10 protein-coding genes are annotated in these 15,189 nt (G+C 65.3%); 5 read left to right on the plus strand and 5 right to left on the minus strand.

The genetic code is table 11. From position 1 onward, the window contains the following. Positions 1-13 precede the first annotated feature (13 nt). The gene (locus NLM32_RS35575; protein ID WP_254133363.1) at positions 14-3,205 is read right to left on the minus strand and encodes a CHAT domain-containing tetratricopeptide repeat protein; all 3,192 of its coding nucleotides are present in this window, start codon (positions 3,203-3,205) and stop codon (positions 14-16) included. 220 nt (positions 3,206-3,425) lie between these two features. Between NLM32_RS35575 and NLM32_RS35580 the strand changes: the two genes are divergently transcribed. Continuing rightward, positions 3,426-3,680 carry an acyl carrier protein gene (locus tag NLM32_RS35580; protein ID WP_254133364.1) on the plus strand — a complete coding sequence of 85 codons (255 nt, stop codon included), beginning with the start codon at positions 3,426-3,428 and terminating at the stop codon, positions 3,678-3,680. Positions 3,681-3,703: 23 nt separating this feature from the next. Next, complete coding sequence (locus tag NLM32_RS35585) at positions 3,704-5,404, plus strand: fatty acyl-AMP ligase (RefSeq protein WP_254133365.1); 1,701 nt, start codon at positions 3,704-3,706, stop codon at positions 5,402-5,404. Between the two features lie 6 nt (positions 5,405-5,410). On the opposite strand, the gene NLM32_RS35590 is transcribed toward NLM32_RS35585, so the two are convergent. From NLM32_RS35590 to NLM32_RS35600, 3 genes are read right to left on the minus strand one after another with little or no spacing between them, the layout of a single operon-like run. Further along, complete coding sequence (locus NLM32_RS35590) at positions 5,411-6,415, minus strand: hypothetical protein (RefSeq protein WP_254133366.1); 1,005 nt, start codon at positions 6,413-6,415, stop codon at positions 5,411-5,413. After that, positions 6,390-7,772 carry an MBOAT family protein gene (locus NLM32_RS35595; RefSeq protein ID WP_254133367.1) on the minus strand — a complete coding sequence of 461 codons (1,383 nt, stop codon included), beginning with the start codon at positions 7,770-7,772 and terminating at the stop codon, positions 6,390-6,392. Before NLM32_RS35595 ends, NLM32_RS35590 begins: the two co-directional genes overlap by 26 nt. Before the next feature lie 38 nt (positions 7,773-7,810). After that, complete coding sequence (locus NLM32_RS35600; protein WP_254133368.1) at positions 7,811-8,770, minus strand: fatty acid desaturase; 960 nt, start codon at positions 8,768-8,770, stop codon at positions 7,811-7,813. Positions 8,771-9,090: 320 nt separating this feature from the next. Here NLM32_RS35600 and NLM32_RS35605 point away from each other — a divergent pair, with 320 nt between their 5' ends. Together NLM32_RS35605 and NLM32_RS35610 are read left to right on the plus strand one after the other, a co-directional pair. Continuing rightward, positions 9,091-9,948, plus strand: a complete 858-nt coding sequence (locus tag NLM32_RS35605; RefSeq protein ID WP_254133369.1) for an alpha/beta hydrolase — start codon at positions 9,091-9,093, stop codon at positions 9,946-9,948. Positions 9,949-10,148: 200 nt separating this feature from the next. Continuing rightward, positions 10,149-11,072, plus strand: coding sequence for a glycerophosphodiester phosphodiesterase (locus NLM32_RS35610; RefSeq protein WP_254133370.1), 924 nt, complete (start codon positions 10,149-10,151; stop codon positions 11,070-11,072). An 8-nt stretch (positions 11,073-11,080) separates the two neighbouring features. Here the strand turns inward: NLM32_RS35610 and NLM32_RS35615 are convergent, their stop codons facing one another. Next, positions 11,081-13,363 (minus strand): spermidine synthase, encoded by a 2,283-nt coding sequence (locus tag NLM32_RS35615; protein WP_254133371.1) that lies wholly within the window; start codon positions 13,361-13,363, stop codon positions 11,081-11,083. A gap of 171 nt (positions 13,364-13,534) precedes the next feature. Here NLM32_RS35615 and NLM32_RS35620 point away from each other — a divergent pair, with 171 nt between their 5' ends. Next, positions 13,535-15,145 (plus strand): NAD(P)/FAD-dependent oxidoreductase, encoded by a 1,611-nt coding sequence (locus NLM32_RS35620; RefSeq protein WP_254133372.1) that lies wholly within the window; start codon positions 13,535-13,537, stop codon positions 15,143-15,145. Positions 15,146-15,189 lie beyond the last annotated feature (44 nt).

The following is a 15,189-nucleotide window of genomic DNA, read 5'->3' on the forward strand; positions in this document are numbered from 1 at the left end:
TTCGCGGCCGTCGTCAACCGCCCTCGCCGACCAGCACGAATGGTGCCCACACCGCCGGATCGGCGTTACGCGGTGACGACCGATCGGCAATCAGCTCTTTCATCGAGCGCCGCAACGCTTCGGCGCGGCCGATGCCGGGATGCGCGCTGAGCTCCGAGAAGGCGCCCGTGGTCAGGCGCACCGCCGCATCGGAATCGACCGGCCAGTGCGAGACCAGCAGCGCGCGAGCGCCGGCATAGAAGAACGCGCGCGCGAGGCCTGACAGGCCCTCTGCACCCGGCTGGTCGCCCGCGGCCGTATTGCAGGCCGACAGCACCGCCCAATCGGCATCGAGCTTGAGTTTTGCGATGCGGCTCGCCGTGAGCAGACCATCATCGTCACTGGTCGGCCTGTCCGGCAGTGTCAGCACCAGCGCCGGCTCGCTGAGACCGTTGACTTCGCCCGCGACAAGCCCGTGCGTGGCGAAATCGACGACGCGGTACTGATCGAGCGCGAGCTGATTGACGCTGGTGACGGTCGCGGCCGCACCGAGCTTGACATCGTCCTGCGGCGAGGCACCGAGCGCCTTCGCCACGGCCCGGAGCTCGCCCGCTGTTTCCGGCAGCGCCGGCAATCCGGTGCGCAGGCGCTCGAGATCGACCGCGGAACCCTCATAGTAGTTCTGGTAGGGCTGCACATTGCGCCCTGGCCGCTTGTCGCCGGGCGAGCGCTGCAAGATCGGATCGCCGAAACCGATGAACGGCTTTTGCGCCCGCGAGTCCCTGGCCAGGCTGCGCAGCGCGCGCAGGCTCGGCACCGAGGGCAACACGGTGATGGCGCGCTCGTTGAGCAGCCACGCTGCCTGCCGGTAGCGATCCGGGGACGCTCCATCCGGCTTCTTCGTCACCAGCACCTGAAACGGCAGGCTGGTCAGCGCACCCGCGGGGACGATCAGCAGTTTGGGCTTACCGGCGATATCCGCCGCGATCGGGCCGAACAATCCACTGTAGAGTTCGAAGGACGCATCGAGGTCGAACGCGGATTGGACCGCCTCGGGATCGCTGAGCCCCTGCCGCAGATGAGCGACGCGGTCGCTGATCTTGCGGCTATCGAGCGCGATCTGGCGCAGCGCGCTGGCCTCGCGTGTGACCGCGAAAGCATAGGTCTTGTCACTGAGCGTGATGAACGCCACCAGCGCTTCATCGGGTTTCAACAGGCCCTGCGTTTGCGCGATCGGCAGCGGCTGCGGATTGGACAGTTCGGCATAGGCCGGAAAGCTGCGGTCGAGCTGCGCCGTGACGTCGTCGAGCGACTTCTGCGCTTGCGATGCTTGCGCGCGCAAATTTGCGAGCAAGGTGTCGTTGCGTTTTCCGTCCGCCTGCGCAAGCTCGGATGTCACCCGCCTGCTGAGCGTATCGAGGCTCGCCTTCAGATCTTGCTGCCGCCGGACTAGGCCCGCGATCGCATCGTTGCCGGCGCCAAATCGGGCTGCCATCTGCGACAACGCTGCGCCCGCTTTGGTCTCATGCGCGCGCTGCGCGGCGCCGAAAGCCTCATCCTTGGCCATAGCATCCGGCTTACCGTCGGAGACGCGCCAGATCCCCTCGATCAGCCAGGGATCGATGTCGGTGAAACGGGTGAACTGCGCATTGCGCTCTGCGTTGAGCGTCGCCGCGGCGAGCCGCAGCTTCGCAAGGCTCTCCGGCCACTTGCCCTCGCGTCGATCGACGTCAGCCAGATTGATCAGCGTCGCGATCGTGTCCTGATGATGAGACCCGAGCTTGTCCTGCGCGATCGCAAGCGCCCGCTCGAGCCGGCTGCGCGCCTCGGCCAACTGACCGGTTTTGAGGTCCAGCAGCGCGACGGCGCGCAGATCCTTGATCAGCTGCGGGTGAGTCGCGCCAAGCGCGCGCTCGTCGATCTCGAGACAACGCACCAGATACGGCCGGGCTTCGTCCGTCTTGCCGGCGTCCATCAAGGCCTGTCCGAGTGAGCCGGCCGCAAGCGCGCTTGGGCCGCTGCCCTCGCCGAACTTGCGCTCCATCACCGCAAGCGAGCGGCGGTAGAGGCCGAGCGCCTGGTCGCTGCGCCCGAGGCTCGCATAGCTGTTGGCGAGATTGTTGAGGGCGCGCCCGACATCGGGGCTGTCCGCGCCAAAGGCCTTCTCGTCGATCGCGAGCACGCGCTCCTGCAGACCCGCGGCGGCCTCGTGCTTGCCCTGCGCCGAGTAGACGTTGGCGAGATTGTTCAGCCCGATCGCCGTGGTCGGATGGTTCGCCCCGTAGATCCGCTCATAGACCTGAAGCGTCTGCTGGTAGAGCTTCTCGGCCTCCACGTAGCGGGCCTCGTGCTCCAGCACGGTCGCGAGATTGCCCATGGTGGCCGCGACATTGGGATGCGCGTCGCCGCTACGCGTCCGCGTGATCGCCAGCGCGCGCCGCATCGTGGCTTCGGCGTCGGACAAGCGCCCCGCATCGAGATAGAGGTTGCCGAGGTCGTTGAGCATCTTGTCGTAGTTCGGTGCAGCCTCGGCATTGCCGCCGAAACTGCGATCGAGCAACGCGATCCCCTGCTGCAGCAGGCGTTCGCTGTCGTCGAAGCGGCCCTGCAGGCCGTAGGTGTCGCCGAGATTGTCCATGGCGGACGCAATATCGACGGGAGGCGCATTGGCGGCCTGCAGGCCGGTCAGCGCGCGTTCGAAGTAACCGGCAGCCTCCCTGTAGTTCTCCTTGTCGCGCGCCAGTCCGCCGAGCGCGGCCAGCGTATCCGACAAGCGGACGTCATTGGCGCCGAAGGCGCTGGTGCCGAGCGCCAGCGCCCGTTCGGCCACCGTCGTCGCCTCCGCACGCCGGTCGAGCATGCCAAGCGAACCCACCAGAATGTTGGAGGTGCGCAGCGTCGAGGCGACATCGTTGTTGCGAAGCTTGATGGCGAGCGCGGCGTTGAGCTTGTCGGCGGCTTCGCCGAAGCGGCCGAGATTGTGCAGGAACATGCCCTCGTTGTGCAGCACGCCGGCATAGTTCATGTTGTCGGCGCCCTGCCGGCGGCGCACCAGGTTTTCGAGCTTCTGGGCGGCCGCCAGCCCCTCGGCCCAATGCCCGCCCTGCGTCGCGGCATTCATCTGCGCCAGCAGCGAATCAAAATCATTGCCGCGCTGGGCGGTGGCCGGCTTCGATACGGTCAGGGCCGCGAGAAAAAGGGCGGCGAACAAGCGGGCGCGGCTCATGCGAAAATCCCGTCACGCGCGTCAAACTGCAATTTTGGAAAGATAGGGGCGGTCGCCGCCCCTGTCGACCGCGGGAAATCGCGCCCGCTTGTGCACGAAATGAGCATCCGGCGACGCAGGAAAGCAACAGTCCCCAACCTTCAACGGCTGCGGCGTTTGGGCCAAATTGACAACCTTGAGGTCGCCCGTATTGTCGTTCTGAGTATTTCTGGGAAATGACATGACACGCGAGCAGATTTCGGATTTCTGCGTTATTGCGCTAGCCAATATCCTGAGAATCTCCAGGGACCGCGTCGACACCGGCACGAAATTCAGCCGGCTCGGCATCGATTCGGCGATGCTCGTCTACCTCATGATGGAACTCGAGGAGAAGCTCGACCTCGAACTGTCGACGGACGACTTCTACGACCACCCTACGGTTGAGGCGCTGTCGCGATTTCTCGCCGACAAGCGCGCGCTCCGCTCCGCCGCCTGAGGGCGGCTGAAGCCGGCGCCCCCGTGGACAACCACCGCTCGCTCGTGGCGCTCCTGGCCCGGCGCGCGGCGGAGCAGGCTGACGATCGCGCCTATGTCTTCGTCTCCGATCGCGGGACGGAGGAAGCCTCCCTCACCTTCCGCCAATTGCATGATGCCGCGCGCGCCCTCGCCGCGCGCCTGACCGCGACCGCCCAGCCCGGAGACCGTGCAATCCTGGTGTTTCCGCCGGGCATCGAATTCATGGTGGCGTTCTTCGGCTGCCTGATCGCCGGCGTGATCGCCGTCCCGATGATGATGCCGCGGCGGAACAGCGCCCGCGATGCCAGCGCCGCGATCCTCGCCAATTGCACGCCGGCGCTCGCGCTGACCACTTCGGCCTTCGCCCTGCGCGGCGATCTGCGGGAACGCTTTGCGCAGGAGAACATCCGGTGGATCGAAGTCGATCTCACCGAAGCGGCCGACGCCACGGTCGAGCAGCAAGAGCCTACTCCCGACGACATCGCGTTCCTGCAATACACCTCCGGCTCGACCTCCGAGCCGAAAGGCGTGATGGTCAGCCACGCCAATCTGCTCGCCAATCTCGAGATGATCCGGATTGCGCTCGGCAACACCAGGCAATCGACCTATGTCAACTGGGTGCCGCTCTATCACGACATGGGGCTGATCCTGAACGCGTTGCAGGCGCTCTATGTCGGCGCGACCTGCGTGCTGATGGCGCCGAACGCGTTCATGCAGCGGCCACTCGGCTGGTTGCGCGCGATCTCGCATTATCGTGCGGAGGTCGCCTGCGGCCCCAATTTCGGCTTCGACCTCTGCGTCAGCCGCTATCGCGCCGACCAGATGGAGGGCGTGGACCTGTCCTCGCTCAGGATCGCGCTCAACGGCGCCGAGCCGGTGCGCGCCGACACCATCGCGCGCTTCATCGAAACCTTTGCGCCGCACGGCTTCGACGCGCGCGCGATGTATCCCGCCTATGGCATGGCGGAGGCGACGCTCCTGATTTCCGGCGGAACGCGCGGCGGTCGCCACGTCGCACGCCATGTCAGCCGCGCCGCGCTTCAGGCGCATGTGGCCAAGCCGCCTGCCGATCCGGGCGACGCGCAACTCGTCGTCGGTTGCGGCCGCGCGCTGACCGGCGAGCAGATCGCCATTGTCGACCCCGAACACCGTGTGCGGCTCCCGGCCGACCATATCGGTGAAATCTGGGTCAGCGGCGCCAATGTCGCCCGCGCCTATTGGCGCAACGATGCGGCGACGCGCGAAGAGCTCAATGCGGAGATCGCGGGCGAAGATGGCCGGTGGCTGCGCACCGCCGACCTCGGCTTCCTCGATCATACGGGCGAATTGTTCGTCACCGGCCGGATCAAGGATCTCATCATCATCCGCGGCATCAATCACTATCCGCAGGACATCGAGCGCACGGTGCAGTCGCAAGACGGCGCCTTGCGCGAGAACTGCGGCGCGGCCTTTTCGGTGCCGGACGAACATGGCGAGGAAAGTCTCGTCATCGTCCAGGAGGTCGAGCGCACCGCCCGTCACACCATCGACACCGCCGAGATCAAGGGGCAGATCCGCGAGGCCATCGCCGACAGCCACGAGATCTCCGCGCGACACATCGCGCTGATCCGTCCCGGCGCGTTGCCAAAAACCACCAGCGGCAAGATCCAGCGCAAGCTTGCGCGCAAGCTCTGGCTCGACGGCGGGTTTGAGGAAGTCGGCTGAGCCGGCTCAGAAATCGATCTTCGCGCTCTCGCCGTCGCGCAAGCTCGCGATAATGCCTTGCCCGATTCTGCGCGCGAGTTTCGGGCGATAGTGGATGAAATCCACGAAGTTATCGCGGTCGCGGGTCAGCGCGTTGTCGACGCGATAGCTGATGAAATTGCTGCGCGCGCGCCCTGCAATGACGGCTTTCAGCGCGGCATCGCAAGCGCCGCGCTCCAGCGCCAAATCCGTGCCTGATATCGGCACGGTGGCCGCGAAAGTCGGCGGCACGATGATGACGATGGGTACGTCGGCCTGCAGCTTCCGGACGACGTCTTGCAGGGCGCGGATCTCGGGAAACGCCGCTCGCGCCGAGACAGCACGTACAGGGTCTCGCGGCGCGTTCGCCTCCTTGAATTGGCCGGGCGGCCAGATGTCCTCATAGCTGACAAAGCCGTCCGGATTCATCCGCTGCCGCCAGCCGAGGCCGATCCCGAGCCGCTGAAAGGCCTGCTCGATCGCCTGCCAGGAGATCAGCCGCACTGCGTAGATGACGACACTCGTGTCGTAGAGCCAATAGGGGAACGGCGCGCCCTCCTCCTTCGGCCGCGCATGCACGCACCAGCCGGGGTCGGCAGCAATCACCAGCGCGCCAACCTGCTTGTGATTGCGCAGGAAGAAGTCGAGCACCGCGAGCTGCTCGCGCGGAGCCGAGCCGGTGGTGTAGAGCTGCACGAAGCGCAGGCTTGTCGCGCGGGACAATGCCTCAGGCTCGATCATCTGCGCCGTCGAGTTGCCGAGGATGGCGGCGTTGAAATTCGGGTCTCTGGCGCGGCTCGCAGCCGTGATCTGGGTGAGACGATTGTCGACGCCGTCGATGCCCAGCAGGCCGAGCTTGCCGCTGTCATAGGGATCGACGACGACCATCAGCGCCAGCACCAGCATGGCGGCGCCGATCAGCGTGCCCATGCAGGCGGCAAGGCTCCTCCCCCAGCCGGGATCGGTCTCAGAACTTGAAGTAGACGAATTCATGGAGATCCCGACCACCCATATGGAGCAGCAACGCGAAAAGACTGAGACCGAGAACGCCCGCGAGGACAGGACTCGGACGGCGCGTGAAGACCGCGACGATGTCCTGGCTCGCCGGCAACAGGAAGGCGAACAACGGCGCCACGATCAGCGGCCAGAGGTGCTGCCCGCGCGCGAGCGGCAGCGGCTGGGCGAGCCCGGCGAAGACATGCCAGGCGGCCTCGACCGAGCCGGCGCGAAAGATCACGCCGGTCGCCAGCACAAACAGCACGGTGAGCGCCCAGCCGAGCCATGATGGAAAGTGTGGACCATAGCGCCGCCAGAGTGAACAAACGACCTGCGCAACACCGTGCAGCACGCCCCACAGCACAAAAGCCCAGCTCGCGCCATGCCACAAGCCGCACAACGCCATGGTGATCAGCATTGCGCCGAAGAACTGCACCGGCAGAAAGCGCCGCGGCAGGATGCGCAGATTGACCAGTGGATAGAACACGTAATCGCGCAGGAACAACATCAGCGTGATGTGCCAACGCTGCCAGAAATCCTGGATGTTGGTCGAGCGTAGCGGCGCATTGAAATTATAGGGCAGCTGCACGCCGAACAGCAGCCCAAGGCCGATCGCGATGTCGGAATAGCCTGAGAAGTCGAACAGGATCTGGAACGAGAAGCAGAAAGCGAGCCAGGCATCGCCGCTTGCAAGCGGACCGCTCGCTGCCTGCGTATAGATCGGATCGAGCAGATGCGCGATGCTGTCGGCGAGCACGACCTTCTGGAACAGGCCGATCGCGATGAAGCAGATCGCGATGCAGAATTGACGCTGCCAGCCCGGCACATAGACCTGTCTGCCGAACTGATGCATCACCTCCGACCAGCGCGCCAGCGGGCCGGCGATCGCCTGCGGAAAGAAGGCGATGTAGAGCGCATAGCGATCGAGCGCGTAGAGCGGCGCCTTGCCGCGCTTGAGATCGACCAGATACATGATGTGGTGGAACGTGAAGAAGGAGATGCCGAGCGGCAACCCGATGTCGAGCGTCGGCAACGTGGCGCCCAGCACATGTCCGAGATTGGCGAGGATGAAGTTGGCGTATTTGAACAGCGCCAGCACGCCGATATCGAGCGCGATGACAAGCGTTAGCACCAGCTTCCACTTCACCCGACCATAGGCGACCGAAGCGAGCCAGTTGATGACGATCGAGGCGACCAGGAGCAGGATGAAGGACGGACTGCCCCAGGCGTAGAAGGCCAGCGACAGCACCACCTGCGCGCCGATACGCAGATGCGGATAGGGATCGACCAGGCGGTAGATCAGCAATGCCGCCGGCAGGAAGACCAGGAGGAAGGGGTAGTCGTTGAACAGCATCGGTTCAGCGCTGCGCCGTCATCGCCGGATGCCGATCCTTAGCCCGTTTCCAGATCGGGCTCTGCATCGCCCGGCTGCCGCAGCATGCGCCGGGCGATCTTCTCCTCGCTCGGCACCTTGACGTCCCAGGCGAGCCCGAGCGCCTCCAGCGCGCGGATGAAGATGAAGCCGGGATCGAACTCGAACCAGCGCAGGCCGAACGCCGCCGAATACGGGAAGGCGTGGTGGTTGTTGTGCCAGCCCTCGCCCCAGGCGAGCCACGCCATTACGCCGAGATTGCGGCTGTTGTCGTCGCGGGTGACGAAGGGCTGCGCGCCGAACGTGTGCATGATGGAGTTGATGGCGGACATGGTCTGCTCGACCACGAACATGCGCACCACGCCGCCCCACAGCAGGCCCGTCAGCGCGCCCCACAGGCTCATCGTGGCCAAGCCGCCGATCGCGGCCGGGAGCAGCAGGCCGAGCGCGACCCAGCTGTAGTAGTAGCTGTTGACCGCGACCAGTGTGCGGTTGGCCATCAGATCCGGCACGTAATGGGCGACGTTGGGATAGTCGTGCGCGATCATCCAGGTCAGGTGCGCGTGCAGGAAGCCGCGCAGGCGACCGAGCAGACCGTTGCCATGCAGGCGCGGCGAATGCAGATCGCCGTCGTGGTCGGACAATTCGTGGTGCCGGCGATGCATCGCCGCCCAGGACAGCATCGGGCCGCGGCCCGCCATCGATCCCATCACGATCAGGATCGCGCTCATCGCGGTCGAGGTGGCAAAGGCACGGTGGGTGAAGAGGCGGTGATAGCCCACGGTCAGCCCAAGCCCGGTGATCAGCCAGAAACCGAAGAACAGGCTGAGCTCAACGACGCCGATCGGACGGTAGAACAGGAGGCCCAGCGCAACCAAGGTGCCGACAAAGGGCAAAACGTCGAAAATGATGAAATGCCGCCGCTGCATCTTGTGAAAATGCCGGCTGCGAATGATGCGGTGATCGCGTTTCTGTTGCACGGGCGGAATTCCAAAGACGCCAAGACTACATACAAGCCGGGCGATCGCAACCCAAGCCGCCGCCCGAGGTTTCAACAGGTCCCGCCCGCGGGGCTGCGGCGCCAGGTCGCGTGCAAAAGCGGTCGATTCTCTCACTTTTGCGAGAGAATCAGCCCCTTGAGCCACCCAGGCTGGGCCGGTCATCCGGCTGTAAAAAGCCCGCAATACCGTCCGCCCATTCGTTGAGCATGGACACCCGGCGGGGCGCTGCGCCCGGCATCGCGGCAGGCGCAGCACCGGTTCCCGCCCGCGCGATTTGAACACCGGATGCGGAGACCGTCATGAAGAGAGGCATCGCCGTTTTCGCCTCAGCCGCAGCGCTGATGGGTATCTTCTATTTCAGTGCAGGCAAATGGGCCATCCATCACAGCACAGTCGCGCTCGCCGACATCTTGCGCGACGACCGCGATGTCACCGTGGAGGTGTCGGTCCGCCGCGACCGCGAGATGGAAGCGATTGCTGAAATGATCGAGTTGCCGGTCGTGATCCTCAGCCACGGCAACACGGTCAAGCACACCGAATATTCGTTCCTCACCAACACATTTGCCGCCCGCGGCTATCTCGTCGTCAGCATCCAGCACGATCTGTCGACCGACGATCCGATGGTGACGAAGGCTGGCGAGGAATATGTCGGTCGCCGCTCGCAATACAACCGAGGCATCGCCAACATCCTGTTCACGATCGACGCGCTCAAGAAGGTGTATCCGAACGCGGATTACCGCCATCTGACGCTGGTCGGACACTCCAACGGCGGCGACATCTCGATGTACTTCGCCAAGCTGCACCCGGAGCTGGTGAAGAAGGTGGTCACGCTCGACAATCTGCGCGTCCCCTTCGTCACCGACGGCAGGGTCAAGATCCTGTCCTTCCGCTCGAAGGATCCGCAATTCAAGGCCGATCCCGGCGTCGTTCCAGACGATGAAACCTGCGCCAAGGCGGGCATCCAGGTGGTCCGGACCGAATTCCAGCACAACGATCTCAGCGACCGCGGCTCGGACCAGGTCAAGGGCTTCATCGGCAGCACGGTCGACGATTTCCTGAACGACCTGGGCGAGGACGACAGCCCGTTCAACATGCCGCGCCCGTCGAAGCCTCATCCCACCATCGACCAGCTTGCGGCCTCCGTGCCCGACCGCTGAACGCTGCGGCCTCTCGCGCATTTTCCGCCTCGCCCCGACGTGCCGCCCCCTGCCCGGTGGACGGCGCGGCCGATGCCGATTATTGATCGATTCTGCCTTGCGGCGGTAGCCGCCATCCCTCTTGCCCGGCGCGGTTCATGATGTCATTCCGTCTTGCGCTACTCCTCGGCACGATCTGTCTTCTCGGTGCAGGAAAAGCCATGGCCTTCGACCTCGAGGCGCATCGCGGCGGGCGGGCGCTGATGCCGGAAAACACCCTGCCGGCCTTTGCCAATGCCCTCTCGATGGGCGTCGACACGCTGGAGCTCGACGTCGGCGTAACCGCCGACGGCGAGGTCGTCGTGTCGCATGAGCGCGGGCTCAATCCAGATCTCGCGCGGGGCGCGAACGGGGCCTATGTCGCGGCGCCCGGCACGCCTTTCGTGAAGCTGCAATTCGCCGATGTCAGGACCTACGACGTCGGCCAGATCCGGCCCGATAGCGCCTATGCAAAACAGTTTCCCGACCAGCGCGCGGTGCCGGGGACCCGCATTCCATCGCTGAAGGAGCTGTTCGCGCTGGTGCGCAAATCCGGCAACGAACGCGTGCGCTTCAATATCGAGACCAAGATCGATCCGGATCATCCGGATCAATCGCCGGAGCCGCAGGCCTTCGTCGCCAAGCTGCTCGGAGTGATCGCGGACGAGAAATTTTCCGACCGCGTCATGATCCAGTCGTTCGACTGGCGGACCCTGCTGCTGGTCCAGCAGCAGGCCCCGGCAATTCCGACCGTGTACCTGACGGTGCAGCGCGGCTCAGCACCGACCGTCGTGCTCGACAAGGCCACCAGCTGGACGGCGGGCTTCAGCCCGGCCGATCACGGCGGCTCGCTGCCACGCACGATCAAGGCCGCGGGCGGCGCGGTGTGGTCGCCCTATTTCGGTGACGTGACCGCGGCGCTTGTCGCTGAAGCCCATACGCAGGGATTGCGCGTCGTGGTCTGGACCGTCAACAAGCCCGACGACATGGCGCGGATGATCGAGATCGGCGTCGACGGCATCATCTCGGACCGGCCCGACCTGTTGCGGCAGGTCGCCGCCGAGAAGGGACTTGCGCTGCCGCCGGGGACGCCGATCCAGCCGTAAGGCTCGAGTTACTGCTCCCCGTACCGCAAGCGCCGGTACAGCGCGCCCAGGATGTTGGAATAGTCGTCGGTCCAGACCCGTACCTTCTCGTCCGCGTCGGTCTCTTCCCATTGCTTGGAGGAGGCGAGCTTGCCGACGTCATCAGCCTCGCGCGCGGAGATGACGACGTCGGTCGAGAAGATGTAGTCGGCGTCGCGGCCCGAATCCTCGTCATAGACCCAGCTCTTGAGATCGTTGGCATCGGCAATGCCGACCACGACGGGCTCGAGATCGAGATGCCGGTTGGAGACGTGCATCACCACGGCGCCGTGCGGGGCGAGCTTGTCCTTGTAGATCTTCATCGCCTCCTCGGTGGCGAGATGGATCGGGATCGCATCCGACGAATAGGCATCGACGATGATGAGGTCGTAGAGGCCATCGGGCTCCCTGGCGAAGGTGAGACGCGCATCCCCGATCACCGGCTTCAGGTCCGGCAGGCAGCTCGAGATGTAGCGGAAATTCTTGGGATCACGCGCCGCATCCACCATCGACTGGTCGATCTCGAAGAACTTCCAGTCCTCACCGGGCTCGGCGGCGCAAGCCAGCGTGCCCGATCCGACGCCGATCGCGGCGACCTTCAACGGCGCGCCCTTGCGCTCGCGGATCGCGGTGATGGCCTGACCGATGCCGCCGTCCTTGTGATAATAGGTGATCGGCTCGGGCCGGCCGGTGACCGGCGTGCCGTCATTGTTGAGGAAGCGCTCGGCGCCGTGAATCGTGGTGCCGTGCATCAGCACATGGAAATAGCCGCCCGGCGTCACCACGATCTTGTGCACGCCGAAGAAGCTGCGCACGGTGGTGACACGGCCCTCGTCGGCCGGATAGATCCGCGTCAAGGTCAGCGCCAGCGCGACGGTGGCAAATATCTTCCAGCGATCTGCGTTGAGCGCCAGCGCCAGAAGCGCTGCGAGCACGCCGACGGCGCCAGCGATCCAGACGCGGTGATCCTCGAACCAGGTCGAAAGATCCCCCGTCATGTAAGACGGTGCAACGAGCGCCGCCGCGAGCGCGGCAAGCGCCAGCCAGTACCACTTGACGATGCCCGCAAGACGCTCGTTCGCCGACGGCCGGCACAGCGCGGCGAGCGCAACCAGGATCGGATATTCGGCGATCCATGAGAAAGTGAATGGCGCGACGAGGCCGGCAAAGAGGCCGCCGACCATGCCGCCGAACGACAGCGCGACATAGAAGCCGGTGAGATATTTGGCTGCGGGCCGGGTCCGCGCCAGTTCACCGTGACAGGCCATGGCGATGACGAAGAAGCACAATTGATGGCCGCCGAGCGTGAGCAGCAAATTCTGCTCGCCGCCGAAGGCGAGCAGGAAGATGACGCCCGCGATCGCGACCGGCTGGAGCATCAGCATCCATTTGTGGGGGAGCAGCGGCCGCGACTGGAACACCACAACCCAGGTCAGCAGGTACAGCGACAGCGGCAGCACCCACAGCAGCGGCGCCGCCGCAACGTCGGTCGAAATATGCGCGGTAACAGCGATCAGCAGGCCTGACGGCACCGCGGCGAGGAAGATCCAGCGCAGCCGCGTCACCAGCGTCGGCGCCGGCGCATTTGCGACCTCGGTTCGCGCGTCGGTCGCCGCGAGATTCGGCGAGCGCAGCAACAACACGCCGCAGCCGGCGATCAGCAGGATCAGAAGGCCATAACCGCCGGTCCAGAGCCGGTTCTGCGTGTGCAGCGTGAAGATCGGCTCGAGCAGGAACGGATAGGACAACAGCGCGAGGAAGCTGCCGATGTTGGAAGACGCATAGAGGAAGTAGGGATCGTGGCCGTCGGGGTGGCCGGTGCGGACGAACCAGGCTTGCAGCAACGGATTGTTGGCGGCGAGCGCGAAGAATGGCAGGCCGATCGACATCACGAACAGTCCGAGCAGCCAGAACGCGTAGCCGGACGCTGGTGGCTCGCCATATGCGCTGGCGATCCCGAGCGGCAGCGTGACGAAGGCCGCGATCAACAGCAGCAGATGCACCACGACCGGAACTACGCGGCTCTTGATCTGCATGAGGAGATGCGCATAGGCGTAGCCCGCCAGCAGCAGCGACTGGAAGAACACCATCGCCACCGACCACACGGCCGGCGAGCCCCCGAGCCGCGGCAGCACCATTTTCGTGAACAGCGGCTGTACCGAGAACAGCAGGAGCGCGCTGACGAAGATCGCGGCGGTGTAGACCGTCAGCAGCAACCGGTTGCGCGACGAGGACGGCTGCTCCGTGGCGGCGGGTTGCACGATCGAATCCATGGGAGCTCCGGCCAATTCCCCCGGCGGGCGCCGGGCGCGCGCAATGGAGCACACCGCGCCTGAACGGGCAATAAATGGTCTCGTGATGTTGCAGGGAGGAATGCTTGATATACAGGTGTCATTTCGGATCAGGTCCGACGGACCATCCTCAATGGAACAGCTCGAGCTATCATGACCGAAACCGACGTCGTCATCATCGGCGCTGGCCACAATGGCCTCACCTGCGCGGCCTATCTCGCAATGGCGGGCTTGCGCGTGCATGTCGTCGAGCGCCGCAAGGTGGTCGGCGGGGCCGCGGTCACCGAGGAGTTTCATCCGGGCTTCCGCAACTCGGTCGCGGCCTACACCGTGAGCCTGCTCAACCCGCAGGTTATCAGCGATCTCGGCCTCGCCGAGCAGGGCTTGCGCGTGGTCGAGCGGCGTGCGCAGAACTTCCTGCCCGCGCCCGACGGCAACTATCTCCTCACCGGCGAGGGCCGGACAAAGGCATCCATCGCGCGGCTCAGCGCGCGCGATGCCGATGCGCTCGACGGGTTCTCGCGCGAGCTGGAAGACATCGCCGACGTGCTGCGGCAATTCGTGCTGCGCGCGCCGCCGAACCTGCTCGGCAGTTTTGGCATTGGCGCGATCCGCGAGGCGGCGAATGCGTTGACGACGGCCAACATCCTGCGCGGTCTGACGCTGGAGCAGAGCCGCAGCCTGCTCGATCTCTTCACCCGCTCGGCCGGCGAGATGCTGGACGAGCGGTTCGAGCACGATCTGGTCAAGGCCCTGTTCGGCTTCGATGCCATCGTCGGGAATTACGCGAGCCCCTACGCCGCCGGCTCGGCCTATGTGATGCTGCATCACGCCTTCGGCGAGGTGAAGGGCAAGAAGGGTGTCTGGGGCCACGCCATCGGCGGCATGGGCGCGATCACGCAAGCGATGGCGCGCGCTGCGCGGGCGCGCGGCGTCACGATCGACCTTGATGCCGGCGTGCGCGAGGTGATCGTCGAGCGCGACCGCGCCGTCGGCGTGGTGCTGGAGAACGGCTCGACCATTCGAGCAAAATACGTCGCGGCCAACGTCAATCCAAAACTGCTCTACACGCGGCTGATCGCGGCCGATGCCCTGCCCGCGGATTTCCTCACCCGCATCCGCCACTGGAAGAACGGCTCCGGCACCTTCCGCATGAACGTGGCACTGGACCGCCTGCCCTCGTTCGCCGCGCTGCCAGGCGACGGCGATCACCTCACCTCCGGCATCATCCTGGCGCCGAGCCTCGGCTATATGGACCGCGCCTATCTCGATGCGCGGGCGCAAGGATGGAGCCGCCAACCGATCGTCGAGATGCTGATCCCCTCGACGCTCGACGACACGCTGGCGCCTGCGGGGCAGCACGTTGCGAGCCTGTTTTGCCAGCATGTTGCGCCCGAACTGCCTGACGGAAAATCCTGGGACGACCACCGCGACGAGGTTGCCGACCTCATGATTGCGACGGTGGACAGTTACGCGCCGGGCTTTGCGGCCAGCGTGCTCGGCCGCCAGATCCTCTCCCCGCTCGATCTCGAACGGCAGTTCGGGCTACTCGGCGGCGACATCTTCCACGGTGCACTGTCGTTGAACCAGCTGTTCTCGGCCCGGCCCATGCTGGGCCATGCCGATTATCGCGGGCCGTTGAAGGGCCTCTATCATTGCGGCTCCGGCGCCCATCCCGGCGGCGGCGTCACCGGCGCGCCCGGCCACAACGCGGCACAGGCGATCTTGCGAGATCACCGCGGCCTGTTTGCAAGCCTTGGATAGGTCTGTGGACGGGCTGTGGACAGGCCTGTTGGCAGAGCTGTGGA

This window comes from Bradyrhizobium sp. CCGUVB14 (assembly GCF_024199935.1).
GTDB lineage: Bacteria > Pseudomonadota > Alphaproteobacteria > Rhizobiales > Xanthobacteraceae > Bradyrhizobium.

Bases quoted from the DNA above. Each gene is read 5' to 3' on its own strand.
- NLM32_RS35580 (WP_254133364.1), top strand. From the start codon at position 3,426: ATGACACGCGAGCAGATTTCGGATTTCTGCGTTATTGCGCTAGCCAAT.
- NLM32_RS35620 (WP_254133372.1), top strand. From the start codon at position 13,535: ATGACCGAAACCGACGTCGTCATCATCGGCGCTGGCCACAATGGCCTC.
- NLM32_RS35615 (WP_254133371.1), bottom strand. From the start codon at position 13,363: ATGGATTCGATCGTGCAACCCGCCGCCACGGAGCAGCCGTCCTCGTCG.
- NLM32_RS35590 (WP_254133366.1), bottom strand. From the start codon at position 6,415: ATGAATTCGTCTACTTCAAGTTCTGAGACCGATCCCGGCTGGGGGAGG.
- NLM32_RS35575 (WP_254133363.1), bottom strand. From the start codon at position 3,205: ATGAGCCGCGCCCGCTTGTTCGCCGCCCTTTTTCTCGCGGCCCTGACC.
- NLM32_RS35610 (WP_254133370.1), top strand. From the start codon at position 10,149: ATGGCCTTCGACCTCGAGGCGCATCGCGGCGGGCGGGCGCTGATGCCG.
- NLM32_RS35605 (WP_254133369.1), top strand. From the start codon at position 9,091: ATGAAGAGAGGCATCGCCGTTTTCGCCTCAGCCGCAGCGCTGATGGGT.
- NLM32_RS35595 (WP_254133367.1), bottom strand. From the start codon at position 7,772: ATGCTGTTCAACGACTACCCCTTCCTCCTGGTCTTCCTGCCGGCGGCA.